19 protein-coding genes and 2 pseudogenes are annotated in these 22,277 nt (G+C 73.8%); 10 read left to right on the forward strand and 11 right to left on the reverse strand.

The features are described from left to right. Positions 1-219 precede the first annotated feature (219 nt). Positions 220-927, reverse strand: coding sequence for a GntR family transcriptional regulator (locus ACO0M4_RS12850; RefSeq protein ID WP_430370051.1), 708 nt, complete (start codon positions 925-927; stop codon positions 220-222). Between the two features lie 316 nt (positions 928-1,243). Between ACO0M4_RS12850 and ACO0M4_RS12855 the strand changes: the two are divergent. Continuing rightward, a pseudogene (locus tag ACO0M4_RS12855) lies at positions 1,244-1,930 on the forward strand (multidrug resistance efflux transporter family protein); the annotation flags it as partial. Between the two features lie 12 nt (positions 1,931-1,942). Here ACO0M4_RS12855 and ACO0M4_RS12860 read toward each other — a convergent pair. After that, positions 1,943-3,421 carry an APC family permease gene (locus tag ACO0M4_RS12860; RefSeq protein ID WP_430370052.1) on the reverse strand — a complete coding sequence of 493 codons (1,479 nt, stop codon included), beginning with the start codon at positions 3,419-3,421 and terminating at the stop codon, positions 1,943-1,945. A 269-nt stretch (positions 3,422-3,690) separates the two neighbouring features. Between ACO0M4_RS12860 and ACO0M4_RS12865 the strand changes: the two genes are divergently transcribed. The 3 genes from ACO0M4_RS12865 to ACO0M4_RS12875 are packed head-to-tail and all read left to right on the forward strand — an operon-like array spanning position 3,691 to position 5,335. After that, positions 3,691-4,656 (forward strand): LysR family transcriptional regulator, encoded by a 966-nt coding sequence (locus tag ACO0M4_RS12865; RefSeq protein ID WP_430370053.1) that lies wholly within the window; start codon positions 3,691-3,693, stop codon positions 4,654-4,656. A 23-nt stretch (positions 4,657-4,679) separates the two neighbouring features. Beyond that, complete coding sequence (locus tag ACO0M4_RS12870; protein WP_430370055.1) at positions 4,680-4,967, forward strand: hypothetical protein; 288 nt, start codon at positions 4,680-4,682, stop codon at positions 4,965-4,967. Continuing rightward, positions 4,964-5,335 (forward strand): fic family toxin-antitoxin system, toxin component, encoded by a 372-nt coding sequence (locus ACO0M4_RS12875; protein WP_390023946.1) that lies wholly within the window; start codon positions 4,964-4,966, stop codon positions 5,333-5,335. Before ACO0M4_RS12870 ends, ACO0M4_RS12875 begins: the two co-directional genes overlap by 4 nt. Positions 5,336-5,468: 133 nt before the next feature. Here the strand turns inward: ACO0M4_RS12875 and ACO0M4_RS12880 are convergent, their stop codons facing one another. The 4 genes from ACO0M4_RS12880 to bioB form a co-directional block, all read right to left on the reverse strand. Further along, on the reverse strand, positions 5,469-5,726 hold the full coding sequence (locus tag ACO0M4_RS12880) for a class I SAM-dependent methyltransferase (RefSeq protein WP_430370056.1): 258 nt from the start codon (positions 5,724-5,726) through the stop codon (positions 5,469-5,471). 92 nt (positions 5,727-5,818) lie between these two features. Beyond that, positions 5,819-6,550, reverse strand: coding sequence for a dethiobiotin synthase (gene bioD / locus ACO0M4_RS12885; RefSeq protein ID WP_430370057.1), 732 nt, complete (start codon positions 6,548-6,550; stop codon positions 5,819-5,821). 87 nt (positions 6,551-6,637) lie between these two features. Continuing rightward, complete coding sequence (locus ACO0M4_RS12890; protein ID WP_430370058.1) at positions 6,638-7,942, reverse strand: adenosylmethionine--8-amino-7-oxononanoate transaminase; 1,305 nt, start codon at positions 7,940-7,942, stop codon at positions 6,638-6,640. Beyond that, a complete protein-coding gene (bioB, locus tag ACO0M4_RS12895) occupies positions 7,935-9,077 on the reverse strand; it encodes a biotin synthase BioB (protein ID WP_430370059.1) in 1,143 nt (380 codons plus the stop codon). The genes ACO0M4_RS12890 and bioB overlap by 8 nt, the downstream gene beginning before the upstream one ends. Positions 9,078-9,293: 216 nt before the next feature. Here bioB and ACO0M4_RS12900 point away from each other — a divergent pair, with 216 nt between their 5' ends. Together ACO0M4_RS12900 and ACO0M4_RS12905 are read left to right on the forward strand one after the other, a co-directional pair. Beyond that, on the forward strand, positions 9,294-10,508 hold the full coding sequence (locus ACO0M4_RS12900) for an 8-amino-7-oxononanoate synthase (protein ID WP_430370060.1): 1,215 nt from the start codon (positions 9,294-9,296) through the stop codon (positions 10,506-10,508). A 280-nt stretch (positions 10,509-10,788) separates the two neighbouring features. Continuing rightward, positions 10,789-11,271 carry an ATP-binding protein gene (locus ACO0M4_RS12905; RefSeq protein WP_430370061.1) on the forward strand — a complete coding sequence of 161 codons (483 nt, stop codon included), beginning with the start codon at positions 10,789-10,791 and terminating at the stop codon, positions 11,269-11,271. A 189-nt stretch (positions 11,272-11,460) separates the two neighbouring features. On the opposite strand, the gene ACO0M4_RS12910 is transcribed toward ACO0M4_RS12905, so the two are convergent. The 5 genes and pseudogenes from ACO0M4_RS12910 to ACO0M4_RS12930 all read right to left on the reverse strand — a co-directional run. Further along, on the reverse strand, positions 11,461-12,108 hold the full coding sequence (locus tag ACO0M4_RS12910; protein WP_430370062.1) for a GNAT family N-acetyltransferase: 648 nt from the start codon (positions 12,106-12,108) through the stop codon (positions 11,461-11,463). 55 nt (positions 12,109-12,163) lie between these two features. After that, on the reverse strand, positions 12,164-12,637 hold the full coding sequence (locus ACO0M4_RS12915; RefSeq protein WP_430370063.1) for a C40 family peptidase: 474 nt from the start codon (positions 12,635-12,637) through the stop codon (positions 12,164-12,166). A gap of 416 nt (positions 12,638-13,053) precedes the next feature. Continuing rightward, positions 13,054-13,362, reverse strand: coding sequence for a hypothetical protein (locus ACO0M4_RS12920; protein WP_430370064.1), 309 nt, complete (start codon positions 13,360-13,362; stop codon positions 13,054-13,056). Positions 13,363-13,368: 6 nt separating this feature from the next. Continuing rightward, complete coding sequence (locus tag ACO0M4_RS12925; protein ID WP_430370065.1) at positions 13,369-14,004, reverse strand: ATP-dependent Clp protease proteolytic subunit; 636 nt, start codon at positions 14,002-14,004, stop codon at positions 13,369-13,371. Between the two features lie 115 nt (positions 14,005-14,119). After that, positions 14,120-14,521 (reverse strand): annotated as a pseudogene (locus tag ACO0M4_RS12930) (NAD-binding protein); the annotation flags it as partial. A gap of 694 nt (positions 14,522-15,215) precedes the next feature. Here ACO0M4_RS12930 and ACO0M4_RS12935 point away from each other — a divergent pair. The 4 genes from ACO0M4_RS12935 (at position 15,216) to ACO0M4_RS12950 (ending at position 22,268) form a co-directional block, all read left to right on the forward strand. Next, positions 15,216-17,978: a LuxR C-terminal-related transcriptional regulator gene (locus tag ACO0M4_RS12935; RefSeq protein ID WP_430370067.1), complete on the forward strand. Its 2,763-nt coding sequence runs from the start codon at positions 15,216-15,218 to the stop codon at positions 17,976-17,978. A gap of 229 nt (positions 17,979-18,207) precedes the next feature. Next, on the forward strand, positions 18,208-19,836 hold the full coding sequence (locus ACO0M4_RS12940; protein WP_430370069.1) for a hypothetical protein: 1,629 nt from the start codon (positions 18,208-18,210) through the stop codon (positions 19,834-19,836). Beyond that, entirely contained in the window at positions 19,826-20,947 is a 1,122-nt protein-coding gene (locus ACO0M4_RS12945) for an ABC transporter ATP-binding protein (RefSeq protein WP_430370071.1), read from the forward strand. Before ACO0M4_RS12940 ends, ACO0M4_RS12945 begins: the two co-directional genes overlap by 11 nt. Before the next feature lie 13 nt (positions 20,948-20,960). Continuing rightward, the gene (locus ACO0M4_RS12950; RefSeq protein ID WP_430370073.1) at positions 20,961-22,268 is read left to right on the forward strand and encodes a B12-binding domain-containing radical SAM protein; all 1,308 of its coding nucleotides are present in this window, start codon (positions 20,961-20,963) and stop codon (positions 22,266-22,268) included. The last annotated feature ends 9 nt before the right edge of the window (positions 22,269-22,277 follow it).

Here is a 22,277-nt window from a genome sequence, read left to right on the forward strand (position 1 = left end):
CGCTCAGCTCGGCGCTGTAGACCGGCGGCAGTTCCCGGTCGGTGCGCTCCAGCACCTTGTCGATGCCGTGTTCCGCCTCGGTGGCGCGGTCGGCCTGCTCGGCGGACAAGCGGATGCCGTTGACCAGACCGTGGCCCAGCAGGCGGCGCAACTTGTCCTTGGCGGTGATCACCGCGACCCGCGCGCCGCGCGCCATAGCCCCGCGCACCGCGCCGCCGGTCACCGCCGGGCGGTCCCGGCCCGCGCCCCGTCCTGCCCGGCGCCCGCGCCCGCCGCCTCCTCCTCGGCGGCGGCCTCCGCGTCGAGACCGCCCCAGATCTCGCCGGACAGCGTCACCGCGGTCCCGGTGTCGCCGGCCGCGCAGGCGTCGATCAGGGCGTCGTGGCGGGCGGCGGAGGCGCGCGCCGCGGTGCTGGAGAAGCGACGGCGCTCCAGCCGCCGCAGCAACGGGGTGTACCGGCGCACGGTCTCGGCCAGCGCCTCGTTGCCGCACGCCTCGATCGGCACGGCGTGTAGGGCGTCGTCGGCGGCGACCGCGGCGGCGGGGTCCTCGGCGTCCAGGGCCCGGACGAAGGCGGCGTTGGCCGCCCGCATCCGCGCCAGGTCCTCCCCGGTCAGGCGGGGGACCGCGGTGCGGACCGCGAGTGCGTGCATGGCTTGTACGACGGCGAGCGCGTCCCGGATCTCCTGGGCCACGACCGGGGCGACCCGGGTGTAGCTCTGCGGTTTGGACACCACCAGCCGCTCGGCGGTGAGGCGGGCCAGCGCCTGCCGTACGGGGGCGCGGGAGAGGCCCAACCGCTCGGCCAGTTCGCCGTCGTGGAGCTTCTGTCCGGGCGGCAGTTCGCCGGAGACGATCGCTTCCAACAACGCGTCGTACGCCTTGTCGCGCAGCAGCCTTCTCGGCACCGGTTCCAGTGCGGTCACCCCCCGATCCTAAGCGTCCGGACCCGGCCTCCGGCACCGGACTCCAGCCCACTAACATTTCAGATATCAATCCCCGGATCCGATCCCCTCGAATCGGGAAACCGCAGGTCAGCTCGCTCGAACGATGTCCTGTAACGCTGTTACGGAAGGGAGAACCGTGCCGATATCCGCCCGCGGCGCACGGAGCGGCGTCGTCCTCCCCATGGGCCTCGGCGTCCTCGCCGCCGCCTGCTTCGCCACCACCTTCGTGCTCAACCGCATGATGAGCGTGGCCGGCGGCTCCTGGATGTGGAGCGCGAGCCTGCGCTACCTGCTCATGACCGTCCCGCTGCTCGCCCTGGTCGCGGTGCGCGGCGGGCTCCCCGCCGTGCTGCGCAGCCTGCGCACCCGACCGGCAGTCTGGCTGCTCTGGTCGACGATCGGCTTCGGGCTCTTCTACGCGCCGCTGACCTGGGCCGGGGAGCACGGCGCCGGGTGGCTGGTGGCCGCCACCTGGCAGCTGGTGATCGTCGCCGGCATCGCCCTCGGCGCGGCGGGCGGCGGCCGGGTCCCGCTGCGCACCCTCGGCGTCTCCGTGCTCATCGTGGTGGGCGTCGTCCTCACCCAGTTCGGGCACGCCGGCGGCGTCACGGCCGCGGACGCGCTGCGGGTGGTGCTGCCGGTCCTCGTCGCCGCCGTCGCCTACCCCCTCGGCAACCGCCGGCTGCTCGGCCTCGACGGTCTGGACGGGGTGCAGCGGACGCTCGCCATGACGCTGGGGTCGCTCCCACTCTGGCTGGTGCTGGCCGGCACCGCCGCGGCCACCCAAGGCCCGCCGTCCGGCGGCCAGTTGACGCAGTCGCTGATCGTCGCGCTGCTCTCCGGCGTGGTGGCCACCACCCTCTTCTTCCGCGCCACCGACCGGGTGCGGCACCACCCCGCCGCACTCGGCGCGGTCGAGGCGACCCAGGCCGCCGAGGTGCCGTTCACCCTGCTCGGCGAGGCGCTGCTGACCGGCGTCGCGGCGCCCGCGCTATCAGGTTGGACCGGCTTGGCGCTGATCGTCGCCGGGCTGTGCGCGCATGCGCTGGGTCACGTACCCCGCGACCGAGACCGCCAGCAGGAGCCCGACGGTGCCCAGGGTGAACGTCTCGAAGGTGAGCCGGGAGACGCCCCACTCCGCCCGGAAGCGGTACGGGATCCCGACCGCCGCTTCCAGGGTGCCGGGGAACAGCGCCACCCATGAGCCGAGCAGGATCCAGGCGTAGACCAGCAGCGCTGCCACCGTGAAGCCCCGGGTGCCGAACGGGACCTCGTAGGGCCGGGGCACCTCGCGGTGCCGCAGCCGGAGCGCCAACAGCGCGGGGATCACCGCGAGGTATGACAGCAGCAGGGTGGTGATCGCCACGGACAGCACCGCGCCGAAGGCGGCCGCGGCGTCACCGTGCACCAGGTGCATGGCGGCGACCATGAAGGCGGTGGCGGTCACACCGGAGAGCAGGTTCATCCGTACCGGGGTGCCCAGCCGCGGATGGAAGGCCCCCAACGCCCGGGTGAAGAAACCACCGTCGGCCGCCGCCATCGCCTGCATCCGGTCGGCGACGATCATCCAGGCGCTGCCCTGGGTCAGCAGCGCCACCGCGAACAGCACCGCCACGCCGGTCAACAGCGGCTCGCGCCAACTCCCGTAGACCCCGAAGACCAGTTCCGCGGCGTCCATGAAGCCGCCGATCCCGGTGACCCGGCCCGGCGGCGCGGCCGACAGGATCGCCGCCACCGGCAGCAGGTAGCAGCCGGCGGCGATGGCGCCGGACACCCCGATCGCCACCGGCACGTCGTGCTGCGGATCGAGCATCTCGTCCCCCGCCGCATTGGGCGCCTCGAAGCCGACGTAGGCGAAGAGCAGCACCGGCACCAACGCCAGGAACCCGGCGGCGGTGGGCGCGAAGTGCGCCTCCGCCAGCCCGCGGAAGCCGTGCTGGACGCCGTAGGCCACCGCCGTGGCGGTGAAGAAGGCCAGCGCCAGGACCTTGACCGCGGCACCCGCCGTGGTGATCCACTTGCCGCGGCGCAGCGAGATCACCGCGGTGAGGATGGCGGCCCAGATGAAGACCAGCTTGAAGGCGTAGTCGGCGACGGTCCCGGAACCGAGCGGGAAGACGAAGCCGTTCCACGCCTGGGCGGCCAGGAACGCCAGCGAACCGCCGAGCCACACCGGATTGGTGACCCAGTAGAACATCGTCGTCAGCACGGCCGGCAGCCGCCCGAACGCCACCTCCACCCACACGTACGGGCCGCCCTCCTGCGGGAAGGCGGCGCCGGTCTCGGCGAACAGCAGGGCGTACGGCAGCAGGAACACCACCGCGAGCACCGCGATCCACACGACCGCCTGCCCGCCGCCCGCCGCGATCTGCCCGATCACGTCGAACGAGACCACCGCGGCGACGCCCATCGCCATGATGTCGAACCGGCGCAGACTGCGCCGCAGATGCGGGACGGGGGCGGGGACGGACACGGCGGCGCTCCTCCTGGGGCGGGACGGCCGGCCGGTCCGGCCGGCCCGGCGGATCACATCGTGCGGTACGTGCGCCGGCCGCCCGGCGGCGGCGCGGCGGGTGGACCGCGCCGGTCGCCCCGATGGCCCGGGCCCGGCGCCTTTGGCCCGGCCGGTGCCCGGCGCCCCTGTCCACGGCGGGCTTCCCCCGCTAGGGTCGGCTGAGTATTCGATCATGGCGCTTCCCCACGGCGCCCGACGCGCCGTGCGCGGAGGACCGAGGGAGGGCCGTGGAACTCAACCTCCACCGACTGTGGATCTTCATGCAGGTGGTCGAGCACCAGGGCTTCTCCGCCGCGGCCCAGAAGCTCTACATGAGCCAGCCCTCGGTCTCCAACCAGGTGCGCCGGCTCGAACAGTCCCTCCGGGTCACCCTCATCGACCGCTCCGGCACCCGCGCCCGACCCACCGCCGAGGGCGAGGTGCTCACCGCGTACGGCAAGCGGGTCTTCCTGCTCGCCGAGGAGGCGGTGGCCGCCGTCCAGCAGGTCAGCGGCCTGGTCACCGGGCGCCTCCTGGTCGGCGGCTCGACGACCGTCGGCACCTACCTGCTGCCCGCCCTCCTCGCCCGCTACCAGCAGCGCCACCCCGCCATCGACTGCGACGTCTTCGTCGGCAACTACGAGGCCGTCCAGGAACGGCTGCTCGGCGGCGACATCGGCATCGCGGTGGTGGCCGGCACCCCGCTCGGCGACCGCCTGGTCGTGGAGTCCGTCCTCGACGAACGCCTCGTCCTGATCGCCGCCCCCGACCACCCGCTGACCGACCGCGCCACCGTCACCCCGGACGACCTGGCCGCCACCAGCACCCGCTTCCTGCTCCGCGAACCGGGCTCGCAGACCCGCGCGCTCCAGGAACGCGTGCTGGCCGACTGGGGGTTGGGCGCCACCGCGCGCGCCGACATCTGGGGCCCCGAGGCGGTCAAGCAGCGCGTCGCGGCCGGCATGGGCCTGGCCCTGATCTCCGAACACGCCGTCGTCGACGAACTGCGCGCCGGCACCCTCGTCGCGCTGCCCGTCACCCCGGCCCCGCAGCCCCGCCCGATCAGCCTCGTGCGTCGCCGGGACCGGCTGCTGTCCCCCGCGGAACGGGCGTTCCTGGAGGTGCTGCGCGGGGTGCGGCACTGGCCGGGGGAGTCCGCCGCAGCCCCGGACGGCACCGCCCGGCACACCGACGACGACCCTTGCCGGTGCTAGCGGATCCGCGCTAGCGTGGAGGGGTGGCGAAAACCCAGTTGAACGTCCGGGTGGACGAAGCCACCGCCGAAGCGGCGCGGGAGCGCGCCCTCCAGCGGGGAGTCAGCGTGAACCGCTACATCGAGGAACTCGTCCTCAAGGACGCCGGCGAAGTCGGCCAGACCTTCGTCGAGGCCGCCGCGGACTTCATGAAGCAGTACGAGCGGGTCTTCGCCGAGGAGTTCGGCCTCGACCCGGGCCCGGACCGCCTCCGCCCCGCCCCCGACCAGGGGGACGCCCACCACCGGGAAGGACAGCCGGGCACAACGTGACACTGCGCATCGATCTCGCCTGGCTCCTGCTGATCGCCGAACAACACACGCCCGGAGACCCACAGGTCACCGACTGGGGCGCCCTGATGGCCGCGGTCGGCCGCCACGAAGCGGAGATATTCGGCGTCCCCGTCTACCCCGAGCCCCAGGACCGCGCCGCCGCCCTGCTCCAACTGCTGCTCCACGTGCCGGCGTTGGAGCGCTCAAACGCCATGTTCGCGACCGCCGTCGCCTACGGCTTCCTCGTCGCCAGCGGCCTGAAGGTCGCCACCTCACCGGAGCAGGTCCGCGATCTGGCCCGCATGGTCAAGGACGGCACCACCGACGTCCGCGCCATCGCCGACGAACTCCGCACCTGGACGGTCTGACCCGGCCGCCCCTCCCTCCTCCCCCCTCCGGCCACGCGCCACGCAACGGTGGTGACCTCGGGAGCGTCCGGAGCTTGCGCAGCGTCCGGAGCGCACGGCCGCCGGTCCCCGTCTCCGTACGGCGCCGCGATCGTCAGCCCGGCCCGCGTCGGCCGCTCCCCAAACGCCGCACCGCCGACGCCACCCCGTCCAGGAACCGCAGGGCGGCCCGGCGCACGCTCGCCGGGGACGGGTCGAGCCCGCAGAGCCGGCCGCGGTGGCGCGCCTCCCGGGCCCGGTGCAGCGGGGCGCCGGTGCCGCAGCCGGCATGGAGGGTGACGGTGAGGACGGCGTCCGCGGCCAGCACGAGATCCAGGGAGGAGACGTTGTCGGGGCCGCGAGGGGTGAGCACGTCCTACCGCGCGGCGACGTCGTCGTCCGGGCGGTAGGACGTGCTCACCCCTCGCGCCGGTATCGGCCCGGTGCGCCGCTCCGGCGAGGGAATTACGAGGCGGCGGTGGCCGGTTCGCGAGCGGCGTCGTGGGGGGCGAAGGTGCCCGAGCCGCCCAGTTCCGGTGCCAGCCAGCCGGGGGCGGCGGCGCGGAAGGCGAGCGGCGGCAGGGCACCGGAGCCCTCCGGGACCAGGCCGAGGAGCGGGGCGCCCGCGGCCTCCGGCAGGTCATCGAGGTTGCAGCGGGCGGCGAGGTCGGGTTCGGCCGGCCAGCTGCCGACGACGACGCCGGGGCAGGCGAGGCCGTGCGAGCGCAGCGCCAGCGCGGTCAGCGCCGTGGTGTTGAGGGTGCCGAGGCCGGCCTGGACGACGACCAGGACCGGGGCACCGGCCATCCGGGCGGCGTCGGCGAGGGTGTTCCCGTCACCGTCGAAGCGGACCAGCAGCCCGCCGGCGCCCTCCACCAGCACCAGGTCGTGCGAGGCGGCCAGCTTCGCCGCGGCCTCGGCGATCTCCTGCGGGCGCACCGGCGGCAGACCGGCCCGCCGGGCCGCCGTCTCGGGCGCCAACGGCTCGGGGAACCGGGCGAGTTCGGAGACGGTGACCGCACCGGCCAGCCGCCCGACCTCCGCCGCGTCGCCCGGTTCGTCCGCGGTGAGGCCGGTCTGGGCGGCCTTGAGGACGGCCACCGAGCGGCCCTGGCGGAGCGTCGCCGCGGCGATCGCGGCCGTGGTCACGGTCTTGCCGATCTCGGTACCGGTACCGGTCACGAACAGCACCGACATGTGGTGTGCCTCCGAACTCTTCGCTGATGGTGGTGGGGCGGGGGCGGACCGGAGCACCGGCCGACCGCCCCCGCCCGAGGCAGGTGGTCAGCCCTCGCGGGCGGCGGCGCGCACCGCGGCGCAGATCCGCGCCACGTCCTCGTCGCCGGTGATGTACGGCGGCATGGTGTAGATCAGGTCCCGGAACGGACGCAGCCAGACGCCCTCCCGGACGGCGGCCCGGGTCGCGGCCGCCATGTCCACCGGATGGTCGAGCTGGACCACGCCGATCGCGCCCAGGACGCGCACCTCGCGCACCCCGGGGAGCTCCGCGGCGGGCGCCAACCCCTCCCGGAGCCCGGCTTCGATCCGTTTGACCTCCTGCGCCCAGTCCTGGGACAGCAGCAGCTCGATGGACGCCTCGGCGACGGCGGCGGCCAGCGGATTGCCCATGAAGGTGGGGCCGTGCGCCAGCACCGGCAGGTCGCCGCGGGAGATCCCCTCGGCCACCTCTGCGGTGCACAGCGTCGCCGCGAGGGTGAGGTAACCGCCGGTCAGGGCCTTGCCCACGCACATCACGTCCGGTGCGACACCGGCGTGCCCGGCCGCGAAGAGGGTGCCGGTACGGCCGAACCCGGTGGCGATCTCGTCGAAGACCAGCAGCACGCCGTGGGCGTCGCAGGCTTCCCGGAGCACCCGCAGATAGCCGGGGGAGTGGAAGGACATCCCGCCCGCACCCTGCACCACCGGCTCCACGATCACCGCCGCCAGCTCGTCGGCGTGCCGGCCGATCAACTCCCGCAGCTGCGCCGCGTAGGCGGCGTCCGGCGGGGCGTCGAAGCCGGCCGGCGGGGCGTCGGCGAAGATCTGCCGGGGCAGCACGCCCTGCCAGAAGTGGTGCATCCCGCCGTCCGGATCGCAGACCGACATCGGCTGCCAGGTGTCGCCGTGGTAGCCGCCGCGCCAGGTCAGCAGCCGCTGTTTGCCGGGCTTGCCCCGCGAACGCCAGTACTGGAGGCACATCTTGACCGCCACCTCGACCGACACCGAACCGGAGTCGGCGAGGAAGACGTGCTGGAGCGGCTCGGGGGTGATGTCCACCAGCCGCTTGGCGAGCCGTACCGCGGGCTCGTGGGTGAGCCCGCCGAACATCACGTGGCTCATCCGTTCCAACTGGCCGCGGGCCGCGTCGTTGAGCACCGGGTGGTTGTAGCCGTGCACCGCCGACCACCAGGACGACATCCCGTCCACCAGCTCGGAGCGCCCCTCGGCCGGCCGGCCCAACCGCAGCCGGACGCCGCTGGCCGACTCGACCAGCAGCGGCTCGCTCCGGCCGGGCATCGGCCCGTACGGGTGCCAGACGTGCTGCCGGTCGAGCGCCAGCAGGTCATCGGGGGTGAGCGGCTCAGGCATTGGGCGGCAGGTCGGTGCCGGTGCCGCGGCGGCGCACCGCGACCAGATCGCGTCGGGCGTCCTCGGTGGGGGCCGGAACGACGGCCTCCGAGGACGCACCGGGCTCGGTGTCCGTGGCGGCTGCCGCGTCCCTGCGGTGCGCCGGCAGCGTGGTGGTGTCCGTGCCCTCCACCTCGAACCCGGCGTCCGCGATCATCGCCAGGTCGTCCTTGCCGGCCTGGCCCTCGCTGGTCAGGTAGTCGCCCAGGAAGATGGAGTTGACCAGGTGCAGGGCGAGCGGCTGCAGGCTGCGCAGATGCACCTCGCGGCCGCCGGCCAGCCGGACCTCCACGTCCGGGCAGACGAACCGGACCATCGCCAGGATGCGCAGGCAGCGCTGCGGGGTGAGGTTCCACTCCTTGGCCAGCGGAGTGCCCTCGAACGGGATCAGGAAGTTGACCGGCACCGAGTCCGGGTCCAGCTCGCGCAGCGCGAAGACCACGTCGACCAGGTCGGCGTCGCTCTCGCCCATGCCGGCGATCAGCCCGGAGCAGGCGGACATCCCCGCCGCCTGGGCCTGCTGGACTGTGTCCACCCGGTCGGAGAAGTCGTGCGTGGTGCAGATGTCGCCGTAGGTGGCTTCCGAGGTGTTGAGGTTGTGGTTGTAGGCGTCGGCACCCGCCGCGCGCAGTCGCTCCGCCTGGCCGTCGTTCAGCAGTCCCAGGCAGGCGCAGACCTCGATGCCCTCGTTCTGCTCCTTGATGGTGGAGATGGTCTCCGAGACCCGATCCACGTCCTTGTCGGTGGGGCCCCGGCCGCTGGCGACCAGGCAGACCCGCTTGGCGCCGCCGGCCACCCCGGCCGCGGCCGCCTTGGAGGCGTCATCGGGCTTGATCCAGGTGTACTTGAGGATCTCCGCCTTCGAGCCCAGCCGCTGCGAGCAGTACGAGCAGTCCTCCGGGCACAGGCCCGACTTGAGGTTGACGAGGTAGTTGAGCTTGACCCGCCGCCCGAACCATGCGCGGCGCACCTTCCCCGCCGCGGCCACCACATCGAGCAGTTCGTCGTCGGACGTCGCCAGTACGGCGAGCGCCTCGTCACGGGTCGGCACCTCGCGCCGCAGTCCCTTGTCCACCAGTGTGTTCAGCAGGTCCATGGCGATGATCCTGACGTACGGCCCGGCCCCCGGCCAAGGAGGATTCCCACAATGCCCGGCGATCGGGGTGTGTGCATCACCACACCGTCTCCGTGCGGAACGACCGCTAACGTCTATCGACAGCCCACAATCGAGGCCCCGCAGCCCCGTTGCCGGGACCCGTTCGTCGGGCCCGCGGCCGGGCTCGTTCCCGACGCCCACCGACGAAGGACGCCGATGCTGCCGGACCACGCCCCACCGCTGCTGTGCGACGCCCCGGCCGGGCCGCCCGCCGCGGCCCCCCGGCCGGCGTCCGGCGCCGCGTTCGACTGGATCGACGCCGCCCGCGCCGAACGCCACCGCGCCGGCCTGGTCCGCACCCTGCGGCCCCGGCCCGCCGACTCCCCCCTGCTCGACCTGGCCGGCAACGACTATCTCGGCCTGGCCCGGCACCCCGAGGTGACGCGGGGCGCGGCCGAGGCCGCCGACCGCTGGGGCGCCGGCGCGACCGGCTCGCGGCTGGTCACCGGCAGCACCGAACTCCACGCCCAACTGGAGCGCGAACTCGCCGAGTTCTGCGGCTTCGAGGCGGCCCTGGTGCTCTCCTCCGGGTACACCGCCAACCTCGCCGCGGTCACCGCGCTCACCGCCCCCGGCACCCTGGTCGTCTCCGACGCCGGCAACCACGCCTCCCTCATCGACGGCTGCCGGCTCTCCCGGGCCCGCACCGAGGTGGTTCCGCACGCCGATCCGGCGGCCGTCCGCGCCGCGCTGGCCGGGCACCGCGGCCGGGCGCTGGCGCTCACCGACTCGGTCTTCTCGGTCGACGGTGACGCCGCGCCGCTGCCCGCGCTCGCCGACGCCTGCCGGAGCCGGGACGCCGCGCTGCTGGTCGACGACGCGCACGGGCTGGGCGTGCTGGGTGACGGGGGCCGCGGTGCGCTGCGGGCCGCCGGGCTGGCCGGGGACGCCGACGTGGTGGCGACCGTGACGCTCTCCAAGTCCCTGGGCGCACAGGGCGGTGCGGTACTCGGCCCGGCCCGGGTCATCGAGCACCTGGTCAACACCGCCCGCTCGTTCATCTTCGACACCGGGCTGGCCCCGGCGGCGACCGGCGGTGCGCTCGCCGCCCTGCGGCTGCTGCGCCGGGAGCCGCACCGTCCCGAACGGGTCCGGCGGGTGGCGCGGGAACTGCACGCCCGGCTGACCGCGGCGGGTCTGACGGCGGTCCGCCCGGACGCCGCGGTGGTCTCCGTGCGCGCCCCCTCACCGGAGGCGGCGGTCCGCTGGGCCGCGGACTGCCGGGCGGCCGGGCTCGCGGTCGGCTGCTTCCGTCCGCCGTCCGTGCCCGACGGGATCTCTCGGCTGCGGCTCACCGCCCGAGCAGACCTGACGGATGCTCAGATTGACACCGCGGCCGGCATCATCGTGGCGACCGCCCCGGTGGCCTGAAGTCGTCGCCCGGCACCGGCGGCGTCGCGGACATGAGGGCCGCGGCGCCGCATCGCGCGCCCCATACACCCCAAACGCCGTCTGCCGCAGCACTGTTCACCGCATCGAGCGAGAGAATCGCGACAGAACTCCGTATATGTTGGGCGATTGCTCACCACACCGGCAGCATGGGTGGCAGTCTGGCGCACGGTACACAACCGAGGCCGTCGGCACCCCGGCCGGCATCCCGGCTGTCCGGCGGGCCGGAGCCGCGCCTCGGTGGGAAAGGGACGGCGTCGTCATGGCAGACCACCAGGAATCCACCCGCACTCTGCCGAGCCTCCCCGACTCGGTCGCCGCCGCCCGCGGACACGTCCGGGACGTCCTCGCCCAATGGGGCCTGCCGCCCGGGTCGGCCGATACCGACGACCTCCTGCTGATCGTCTCCGAACTCGCCACCAACGCCGTCCAGCACACCCGCGGCCGTTCCCCGGCCTTCACCATCGAGCTCCGCCTGGAGTGCGAGGAACAGCTGTGCCTGGGCATCACCGACGGCCATCCGCGCCCGCCGCGCCGACTGCCCGCCGCGGTGCAACAGGACAACGGCCGGGGGCTGGTCATCATCCGCTCCCTGGCCGCCGAACACGGTGGCCGGCTCTGGGTCGAGCCCGTCGCGGCCGGCGGCAAGACGGTCTGGGTCACGGTGCCGTGGCCCCCGTCCGCCCCGTGCCGGGCGGCCATCCCCTCGGGCCTGTCCGGCGGATCGGGCTCGGACCGGGCCTAGGGACTGCCCGGCGGGTCATGGCCGGGTCCGCGGTGTCCGGCACGGCCCGCTTCCAGCTGACGCTGGGAGGTGCCCCACGCCGCGTTGCCGAAACGCCCTGGTAGCTCCCGCTCTCAGGCCGCTCCGGCGCCTTGCACTACACCGCGCCAGACGCCGCGGCCTATCCGCGCCTGACCTACCCGACCGGCCCTAGCCGCGCTCCCCGGGTGGTACCAGCAGCGCCTCCGCCCCGACCGGCCGGAAACCGGCCGCCAGCAGAGCCCGGACGCTGCGCGCATTGCCCGGGGCCACCTGGGCCCACAGCAGCTCACCCGCCGGGACCAGATGCCGCGCGGCCCGCGCTAGCTCCCGTCCCAGACCGCGCCCCTGGGCGGCGCCGTCGACCTCCACGGCGAGCTCCCAACGGCCGGCCACCCCGCGGCCGACCACGACCGTCCCGCCGCCGGCGGTCGTCCAGGCCCGCACCGTGTCGCGGTGCCGGCGGGCCCGGGCGGTGCGGGGGTGATCGCGGTCCGCGGCCCGGGCCAGCTCCAGGGACGGCGGACCGGGGAGCGCCTCGGCGACCGTCAGCAGGTCGATGGTGTGGACCTCGCGGCCGAGCCGGGCGCCGAGCGCGCCCAGGAACGGTGGGTTGAGCGGCGCCGCGAGGTCACCGGGCGGTATGCGCTCGTGCACCCACGCCGCCGGCACATCGGCGAACACCACGGCATGGGCGGTGAAAGACACCACCCCGGCATCGCGCGGGGACGGCGCGGGCAGCACCGTCACCGAGCCGTCGGCGGGCGGAAAGCTCCCGCGCGCCGCGGCCGTCAGCAGCTCGCTCAGCTCCGAGGTCACACCGTCAAGTTACCCAAGGCCACTGACAATTGAGCGGGGACCGCGGAGCCGCAGGTCAGCGCACCCGCCCGTACCAGACGGCGCGGCTCCAGATCCGTTCCAGCCGCACCACCGCACCGGCCTTGGGCGCATGCCAGATCCGGTCGTCGCCGGCGTAGATGCCGACGTGGTAAATCCCGCTGCCGGAATGGAAGAAGACCAGATCGCCGTCCCTTCGGGAGGAGCGCGCGACATGCTCGGTGCGGCGGTACTGCTGTGCCGCGGTGCGCGGCAGGGCCCGGCCGGCGCGCCGGTACGAGTAGAGCGTCAGTCCCGAGCAGTCGAAGCTGTCCGGCCCCTTGGCCCCCCACTTGTACGGGGCGCCTTGCTTGGAGGCGGCGATCCGCAGGGCCTTGACGGGGATGGACGCTAATTCGGCCTCCGCGGCCGCGCCTGGGGCGGGTGTGGGGCCGCCCAGGGCGACCAGGGTGAGGGCGGAGACGGTGCCGGCACGCACCAGGCGGTGCGGCATCTGCATGCGCAGGGTCATGCGCAACCCTTCGTCAGCCGGTGATCCGGACGACGGCGGGAGCAGCTGCCCGTCCGGACCGCCCCGTCGCTGTGGCGGGGGCTTGTCGTCGAAGGGATCGTCACGCACCGCCCACCCGATTTCCGAGCTGAAAATGCAGTGTGTGATATTGGTCACGTTTAGGCTTAATGAGTGGTTTTGCTCAGTACGTCGCGGTATCGGCCGTAACGGCGAGGCCGGGACCAGCGCCGAAACCCAAGGGGGGCGGGAAACTCCGCTGACCCGCGCAATTCCTCGCCCCCTTACCGCAGCCGCGCACATTACGCCGTATGCGCACTCCGAAGCCGTACGTGTCCCGGGTGTGCGGCGCGCCCACCCGCGCAACGCGCCCCGCGCCGGGGGCCGTACGGCTCCGTGGGCACCTCTGGGGAGCCGGGTCAGACGCTCTCCTGCGGCGGTACGGTCACCCGGCGCGCCCGGCGCTCCCCGTCCAGGACCCGTAGTGCCCGCACAAGGGTCTCGGTGTGCAGTTCGCTCTCCCCGCGGTTGTGCATCAAAGTCAGCGCGTCCCGCAGGTCAGCGGACTTGCGGACCAGGGCCTGGGCCGCGCGCAGTCCGCTGTACGTCGCGGTGCCGTGGGCCGGGTTGATCCGGCCCAACAGGTCCAGGACCTCCAGATAGCTGTCGATCAGCTGCCCCTCGGCCCGGGTCAGGGCGGGCAGCGGCGGCAGTTCGGGCGGCAGCACCTCGCCTCACCGCCCGAGGGGCTGCGGGGAGGTCCGCTTGCGGCCGCGGGTGAGCCCGTCGATCAGGCCGTACTGCTGGGCGGCGGGCGCGTCGAAGAAGGTGTCCCGCTCGATGTCCGCGGCGATCCGCTCGGCGGGCTGCCCGGTGTGCTCGGCCAGCATCTCCGCCAGTTTGTTGCGGGTGCGCAGCATTTCGTCCGCCTGGATCTGCAGGTCGTCGGCCTGGCCCTGGGTCGGTTCGTCGAGCGACGGCTGATGGATCACCATCCGTGCGTGCGGGAGCGCCAGCCGCTTTCCCGGGGCGCCGGCGGCCAGCAGGGCCGCGGCCTCCGAGGCCGCCTGGCCCAGGCAGACGGTCTCCACGTCGCACGAGACGTAGCGCATCGTGTCGTAGATCGCGCACATCGCGGTGAACGAGCCGCCGGGCGAGTTGATGTAGAGCGAGATGTCCTGGTCCGGCGCGGCGTGTTCGAGATGGACGAGTTGCGCCATCACGTCGTTGGCGGAGGCGTCGTCGATGGCCGTTCCCAGGAAGACGATCCGCTCGCTGAGCAGTTTGGAGTAGGGGTCCATCGTCCGGGTCCCGTAGCTGGTGCGCTCGGTGAACTCCGGCAGGACATAGCGCGCCGTCGGCGACAGCATGGCTGCTCCCTCCCTCTGTAAAAAATGTACAGGACGTACATCCCGTGAGAATGGGAGCAGTTCTAGTGATCATTTACAAGTCCCAGGCCATTGGCTGTGTTTGTTCCTCGCTACCGGCCGCCTCCCCCGGCCCCGGCGGCTGCCGCTCCACCGTGCGTAGCAGCAGCCCGTCGGCCTGGACGACCTCGCTGGTACCGGCGAGTGCGGTGGCGGACGGCGCGGGCGCGGCGGGGTCCGGGTCGCACAGCGCGGTCGTGGACGCATCGGACTCGGAGCCGTCCCCGGCCCCACCACCGGTCGTCAACGCGGCGGCTTGGTCCAGGATTTCCTCGACGTGCTGCCCCAACCGCCGGTTGTCGAGCCTGAGGGCGAGCCGCAACCGGGGATTGAGCCGACGGGCGGTGAGCGCGGCACGGATGTTGGTCTCGTCGTCGTACACGAGCGTCAGCGCGGTTGCCCGCTCCACCCCCGCGTCGGCGAGCACGGCCTCGGTCAGCTCCGCGACCTCCAACACCCTTGCATTTTCGGCAGGTTCACCGCTCCCGGCGTCGTCGACTGCAAACTGAGGTTTCCGCAGGGTATCTCTCGCCCGGCGCTCGGGGTGGGGCTGCTGTGCGTGATGCCGCCTCACGACATCGCATCGAACCTCCGGCCGCAGATGCCTCCTTGGGCTGCGTCCAAGGAGGAACGAGCCCGCATCGAGGGGCGCGGCGCTCGGCCCACCAGGCGGTCCTCGGGCGCGTCCGCGTGGCCCGGCCAAAGGGCGGACGCTCCCGCACGCGGCCCGCCCGCGTGCTCGGCGGCAAGGCGTACGGCTCTCGCGTCAATCGCGCCCAACTGCGAAGGCGCGGTATCCGCTGCACCGTCCCGGAGCGGACTGACCAGGTCCGCAACCGCAAGAACCGCGGCTCCGCTGGTGGCCGCCCGCCGGCCTGCGGCAAGACGGTCTACAGGCAGAGGCACTCCGTCGAGTGCGGTGTCAACCGCCTCAAAAGGCACCGTGCGGTCGACGCGAGGTGCCACCCGGCCCGGCCCCGACGTCACGCCACCCACAGCAAGATCATTACGTGTCTGGCCAGGTCATGCGGGATATCGTCCGGAGAGAATGCTGGCCCAGAATAGGGGATTTGGCGACTTTCGGCATGCAGTATTCATCTCGGGCGTCCTGCACCGATGGGGCGTCGTGTGCACCGAGGTGGAGGAGTGTGGGTATGGGCAGTGTGCTTCTCGAACGCGAGGAAGCGCTGGCGGCCGCGGCGAGGGCCGGCGAGTCCGCGCGGTCCGGTGCGGGCCGTTGGCTGGTGTTCGGTGCGGCGGCGGGGATAGGCCGCACCGCCCTGTTGCGGGGGGTGGTGGGGCGGGAGGCGGCGGGCGGGGCGATGCGTGTGCTGCGCGCGGACTGTTCGCCGGAGGAGTCGGGGTTCCCCTTCGCTCTCGTGCGCCAGCTCTTTCCCGAGGGCGGGGAGGTGCCCTTCGCGGACCTACCGGCGGCCGAGGAGCAGATGGTCTTCCACCGCCTTGTGACCCGCTTGGCGCGGACCGCCGACCGTCGGCCCGTACTTCTGGCCGTCGACGACCTGCACGATGCCGACATGGCGTCCCGCCGTTGGCTCGGCTACCTGGCCCGTCGGCTGGCGGACCTGCCCGTGCTGCTGGTCCTGACCGAGTGCCGGGAGAAGGGCACCGCCGTGCTGCCCAGTGCGACGGGCACGTCCGTGGTGCTCCGCCCGCTGGGCCCGGAGGCCGTGGCCCGTCTGGTGTCCGCCCGCGGACACGGCGCCGACCGGGCCGAGTTGTGTATCCGGGCGTGCGCCGGCAATCCGGTGCTGGTGCACGCCCTCCTCGCCGACCTCCGTGAGGGGCCGCTGCCCCGCAGCCTGTCCGAGCTGGGCGGAAACCGCTACCGTGACGCGATCGTCCATTGGATACGGGCCCGGGCGACCCCGTGGTCGCGCTGCCTCTCCCTGGCGCTTGCCGTGGCCGGGGGCGGCGCCGCGCCGCTCGGCGGGGCCCTGCTCCACGAGGCCGCCGGCCTCCGCCCGGACCACCGCGCCGCGTCCGCGGGCGCGTCCGCCCTCCGCCGCCTCTTCTCCCACCCGCTGGCACGCGAGGCCGCCCTCGAGGCGGTCGATCCGGCCGAACTGGGCGCGCTGCGCGGCCGTATCGCCCGCCTGCTCGACGAGCGCGGCGCGCCCACGGCGGACGTCGCCGCCCAGCTGCTCCACCTCGACCGGCCCGGCGAGGAGTGGATGACGCAGTCCCTGGAGGACGCGGCCGAGGACGCCGTACGCGGCGGCCGGGTCGACGAGGCCACCGCTTTCCTCCGCCACGCCCTCACCGCTCCGCTCGCCCCCGGCCGTCGCGCCGGGCTCACCCTGCGCCTCGGCGCCCTGGAGCTGCCCCACAGCGCGGATGCCGGCATCCGCAGGCTGCGCGCGGCGCTGGAGCTGCACGCCGACCGTCATGAACGCGCCGCTGTCGCACCCGCCCTCGGCGCGGCGCTCGTCGCCCGGGGCCGCACGGACACCGCCATGCGCGTCATGAGCCAAGTGGGCAGCGCCGTGGACGACGGCGAGCTCGTCCGTGTGCTGCAGACCACCGCCGCCGTCATGGCCTCCCACGACGCGGTCGCGTGGCGCAACGCCGTCGCCCGCATGCGGGAACTGACGGCGACGGCCCCCGCCGCCGTCGAGCCGCTCGCCTGCGGCCTGGTCACCGAGTACGAGGTCGGGACCGGCCGGCTGTCGGCGGCCGAGGCCCTCGACCGTGTGCTGCCGCGGCTGGCCGCACCGGTGGACCCCCGGCTCCGCGACGGCTGGCTGGGAACCGCGGCCACCTTACTGCAGTGGGCCGACCGGCTGGACGAGGCACGCGCCCTCGCCGAAGAGGCCCTCCCCGCCCCGCCCGCGCTCCCGGATCTGACGGACATCGGCCGACAGTGCCTGATCAGCGTACGGGCCGAAGCGGCCCTGTGGGCTGGTGACTTCCGGCGCGTGATCGCCGAGAACGCCCCGCTCCTCGACGCGTGCGCCGGGCAGGGGATCCGCATGCCCCACCTGGCGTCCATGGTGGCACTCGCCCACTGCGAACTCGGCCACCGTGCCCACGCCCGGCGGCTGCTGGCCGGCCTCGACGAGGAGAGCGCCGACAGCTCCTGGGAATGGAACGAACTGCACTACGCCAGAGCCTTTCTGCACATGGCCGAGGGCAACTGGCAGGCCGCCCTCGACGACTACCTGTCCTGCGGCCGCGGTCAGAGCGCCCGCGACTTCCTCAGCCCTGTGGCCACCCCCTGGCGCTCCGGCGCCGCCCTTGCCCTGGTCGGACTCGGACAGCCGGCGAGAGCCCTGGACCTCGCCGAGGAGGAACTGCGCTACGCGCGGACCTGGGGGACACCCCGCACGGTGAGCCGGGCCCTGCGGGCCCACGCCGCGGTCGTGGGCGGCCGCCGGGGGCGCGAGTCGCTGAGCGAGGCCGCGGCCGTGCTGAGGACCGCACCGGCCCCCGTCGAACTCGTCGAGACCCTCCTCGACCTGGGCCACGCGCGGATCGACGCCGGGAACAGCCGCAAGGGCCGCGAGGACCTGCACGAGGCCCACGCCCTGGCACTGCGCCTGCTGGCCCCCGACCCCACCGGACACCCGGACGCCCCGGACGCGCCCGCCACCGGACGCCTGCTCCGCGCCACCGGTAACGCCCTGCGGGCCAGCGGCGCCCGCGGGACCCGCCGGGACGCGACGGGCAGCGCCGCACTCACCAGGGCCGAGCGGCGCATCGTCGAGCTGGCGGCCCAGGGCCAGACGAACGCCCAGATCGGCGAGGTGCTCCACCTGGCCCGCCGCACCGTGGAGACCCACCTCACCCACGCCTACCGCAAACTTGGCGTGACCCGCCGCACCCAGCTCGCCTCCCGGCTGACCGGGACGGGCACGGCGGCCTCCTCCAGCGCGCGGAGCCTCACCACATCCGGCTGACCAGGGCCGTCGCCCACGCCGGGCGACCACCGGGATCGTGGATCTCCACGATGGCCGTCAAGATCCCCCGCACGGCAGGCTGACCTGAGAACACCAGCCGGACCAGGAGCGCCTCCTGATCCCGGCCCGGCCGTAACAAGTCCGTTCTCACGAGGAATGCACGCCTGGCGTGGGTGGATATATGTCGGTATCTGATGTTACTTCGCGTCGCACCGTCCCCGGCGGGGGAGTGGGGGATCCTCATCCGCCGGGCCCGTGCGAAGTGCTGGAGGGGCCGCTCGGCGTCGGTGACCTGCTGGCGGCCGTGCGCGCGGTCCTCGACGGCCACGGCGGGGCGCCGGCGCGACCGGAGCTGACCGTGCACGGGTCCGGCCAGTACACGGTGCGGGTGGGCGGCGACCGGCTGGACATCCGCAGCCGGCCGCTGTCCGACCAGCCGCCCGGCACCCTGGACCCCGTCCTCGACGGGCCGGGGGCCCGCCGGATCGTGCTCACCGCCTCCGGCGCCCCCTCGGAGCGAGCCCGTGACCTGTTCACGGCGCTGACCGAGGCGATCGGCCGGCGGGCCCGGTGCTACACAGAGGCCGAGGCCGCCGCCATCGCGGCCGGCATGCCGCTGACGGACCGTTATGCCCAGCCCGAACCGGCGCTCGCCGGATGGGCGTTGATCTTCCGGGACCACTATGTGGAGAACAGCGTCGGCTTCCTGCTGGCCATGGAGCGCGCCGGACTCGACCCCGAGTGGATCTTCGCGCTGTCCAAGGGCGACCGGACGCAGCACCGCGAGCGGGTGCACTCCTGGTTCCTGCGCCGCGGCTATGCCAGCGACACCCTGGACAACTCCGTCATCAACGGCACGGCCGGAGCGGCGGAAGCGGCCCGCGCACGGGCGGTGGACGCCCAGGTGGCCAACTTCATCCGCCGGGCGCACGTCGCCGGCCGCAAGGTCCTGGTCATCGACGACGGCGGCCTGCTCGCCCAGGGCTACGGCGCCGACGGGCCGGGACCGCGGGTGGACGCCGCCATCGAGCTGACGGTCAGCGGGCTCAAGCGCATCACGGCTGCCCCCGGCGAACTGGCCGTCCCCGTGCTGAACATGGCCCGCTCCCAGCTGAAGTCACGGCTGGGCTACAACGAGATCGCCGACTCCTGCGTGCGCCGGCTGCGGGCGATCGTGCCCGGCCAGAAATTCATCGGCCGGCACGTCCTGCTGCTGGGCTACGGCACCCTGGGCGCACGGGCGGCCCGCTCGCTGCGTGCGCTGGGCTGCCGGGTCGCCGTGGTGGACACCGACATCCTGGCGCTGATCACCGCCGCCGAGGACGGCTTCGAGACCCACCGCAGCATCGCCGAGGCCCTCGACCGGCAGCGGCCGTTCCTCATCCTCGGCAGCAGCGGCGGCACCGCCGTCACCGCCGAGGACGTGCCGCTGCTGCCCGACGGCGTGCTGCTGGCCGGCTTCGCCACCAAGGACTTCAGCGTGCTGACCGACGGCTACCCCGGTGCCACCGCGCAGCGCATCCCGCACGTCGGCGTGCGCTACGACCTGCCTCACGCCACCACCGCCACCGTGCTGGGCGACGGCCGCTCGCTGAACCTCTTCGAGTACGAGGGCATCGCCAACCGCGGCTACGACGCCTACCGCGCCGGCACCCTGCTCGCCGCGCTCGCCCTCTGCCGCGATCCGGAGCGGTTCCCGCCCGGCCTCCACCTGGAGCCGGTGGACCGGATCATCGACGACGCCGGGCTGTTCGACGCGTACTACACCCAGTACCTGTGCGCGCGGTCCGCCCCGCTGGGCACCGGAGCGTTTTCCGGCACCGCTGAGACCTCCGGTGAGGACGCCCATGCCCGGTAGGCCGCATGTGTGCGTCGTCGGCCACGGCGTGGCCGGCCGGCTGCACCACCAACTGCTCGACGGCATGGGCATGTCCGTGTCCGTCGTCGACCCCACCGCCCCCGGATGCGGCACCCCCTTCCCCACCGCCGCCACCGTGGGGGAACTGTCCACGGACAGGCCGGTGGACGTCTGGTCGGTCTGCACCCCGACCGCCGGCCACGTACAGGCCGTGGCCGCCGTCCTCGCCCGCGACCCCGAGGCCCGCATCCTGCTGGAGAAGCCGGCCTGCCGGTCCTGGGAGGGCCCCGAACTCACCGCGCTGCTCGGCACGTACGACCGGGCCCGGCTGGTGGTGATGAACCAGTACGCGCATGCCAAGGCTCCCGCCATACTCGAGGCCGTACGCGCCGAGTTCGCCCACCGGCACCCGGTGGCGGCCATCCGCATCGCCTTCTGCAAGGACCGCCGCGAGGACATCGCGGCCGGCCGCTTCGTCGACCTCGACTACGGCGTCTTCGGCTACGAGTGGCTGCACATGCTCGCCGTCCTCGGCGGCTTCCTGCCCGCCCGGGCCTTCCACCACTATCTGCTGGCCGGGCCCGAGCCACAGGCCGTACGGATCGCCCGTGACCCCCACCTGGTCAGCACCGCGGCCCACGACACCACGACACTGAGCGCGGGTGCCGGCCCCGCGGGCGAGGTCGAGGTCGAGCTGTACTCCACCATCGTCGGCCACGACGCCCCGCACGCGGCCCCCGCGCCCTCCTGGGCCCGGCGCACCGCACCCGCCGCCGACAGCCGGCTGAGGCTGGCCCGGATCGAGGCCGGACCGGTCCTCCTCACCCTGGAACTCGACCCGGTCTTCCTGCCCAACGGCACCCGGCTGCCCCGCAACACCCACCGGCTGACCATGGACGGGCCGCACGGCCACCGCGAGTGGCTGATCCCCGACTCCCCGATGGACAACGCGCTGCGGCACGGCATCGCGGCCCTGCTCGGCCCCGGCCCGCGCCCCGCGCTGGACCTGCGGTCCCTCGACCGCATCGGCCGGCTGGCCGAACTGGCCCGTGCCGAACGCCCCGCGCCCTCCGGCCCCCCGACCCCCGCCGCCCTGCCGACCCGACTGTGAGAGTGAACCGCCCATGAGCCGGATCTGCCTCGTCATCCCCAGCAACAAGTTCGACCAGTACTTCATCCAGCTCCCCCTGGACGCCGCCACCGCCGCCGGCCAACTGAGAGCGGAGGGCCACACCGTCACCGTGTGGGACCAGCGACTCCAGGAGGCGCCCGACGGCGAGAAGTTCGACCTGCTGGTCGTCTTCTCCGCGATCGCCGACCGCGCCCAGTGCTACCCGCTGGAGCTGGACTCCGTACGGGCCGCCGTCGAGCGCGCCGCGTCCCGCTACCCCACGGCCCGCACCGTCGCGGTCGGCCCGCACGGCACCCACCTGCCCGCCTCCACCCGCGCCGAGCTGGGCGTCGACCACATCGCCTGCGGCGAGACCGATTCGGCCACCGTCGGCGCGGTCCGCGCCCTGCTGGCCGGCGCCGACGCACCCGTGCTCCCGGGCGCCGCCACCCCGCACAACCTGCTGGACTCACCCGAGCCCCGCCCCCGTCCCTTCCCCAACCTCCCCCTGGAGGAACTCGCCTTCCCCGCCTACGACCTGGTGCCCACCGCCGACTACACGGCCGAGGTCATCTCCGGTGGGCTGCCGCTGCCCGGCCCCTGCGGCATGGTGCTCGCCGCCCGCGGCTGCACCTACGGCTGCACCTTCTGCCACCTGCCGTTCGGCACCAAGATGCGCAACCAGCCGCTGGACCGGGTGGTGCGCGAGATCGAGGCCCAGCAGGCCGCGGGCCTGGAGTTCGTGTTCTTCCTCGACTACGTCTTCGGCATCAACCGCGCCTTCTACAGCGAGCTGTGCGCCCGGCTGGAGGGCCGCGGGGTGGGCTGGGTCGGCCAGACCCGCGCCGAGGTCGTCCTGAAGAACGACGTCACCGCCTGGGCGCGGGCCGGCTGCCGGGGCATGTGGCTGGGCGCCGAATCGCCCGCCATCGCCGACACCGGCGTCCACAAGCGGGTCAGCGAGGCACAGATCGAGGAGGCCGTCCTCAAGCTGCGGGACGCCGGCATCACCCCCTTCGCCTTCGTCCTGCTGGGGCTGCCGCAGGACCAGGCGTGCATCTCCGGTCGCCTGGTCGACTGGGCGGCGAAGCTGCCCGCCTGGTTCGGCATCAACCAGCTCTACCTGCGGCCCGGCACCACCCTCTACGACCAGCTCGCCCCCCGGTACAACGGCGGGGTGCTGCCCGCCACCTGGCACGAGGTCCAGGAGGTCACCCGCCGCTACCGCGCCGCCTACCCCACCGACCTGGACCACCAGCAGCAGCGGCTCACCGAACTCCCCAACTACCTGGGCAACGCCATTGCCCCGGTGGCGGGCTGAGGAGGCGGC

Source organism: Streptomyces sp. RGM 3693 (assembly GCF_050471125.1).
Lineage (GTDB): Bacteria > Actinomycetota > Actinomycetes > Streptomycetales > Streptomycetaceae > Streptomyces.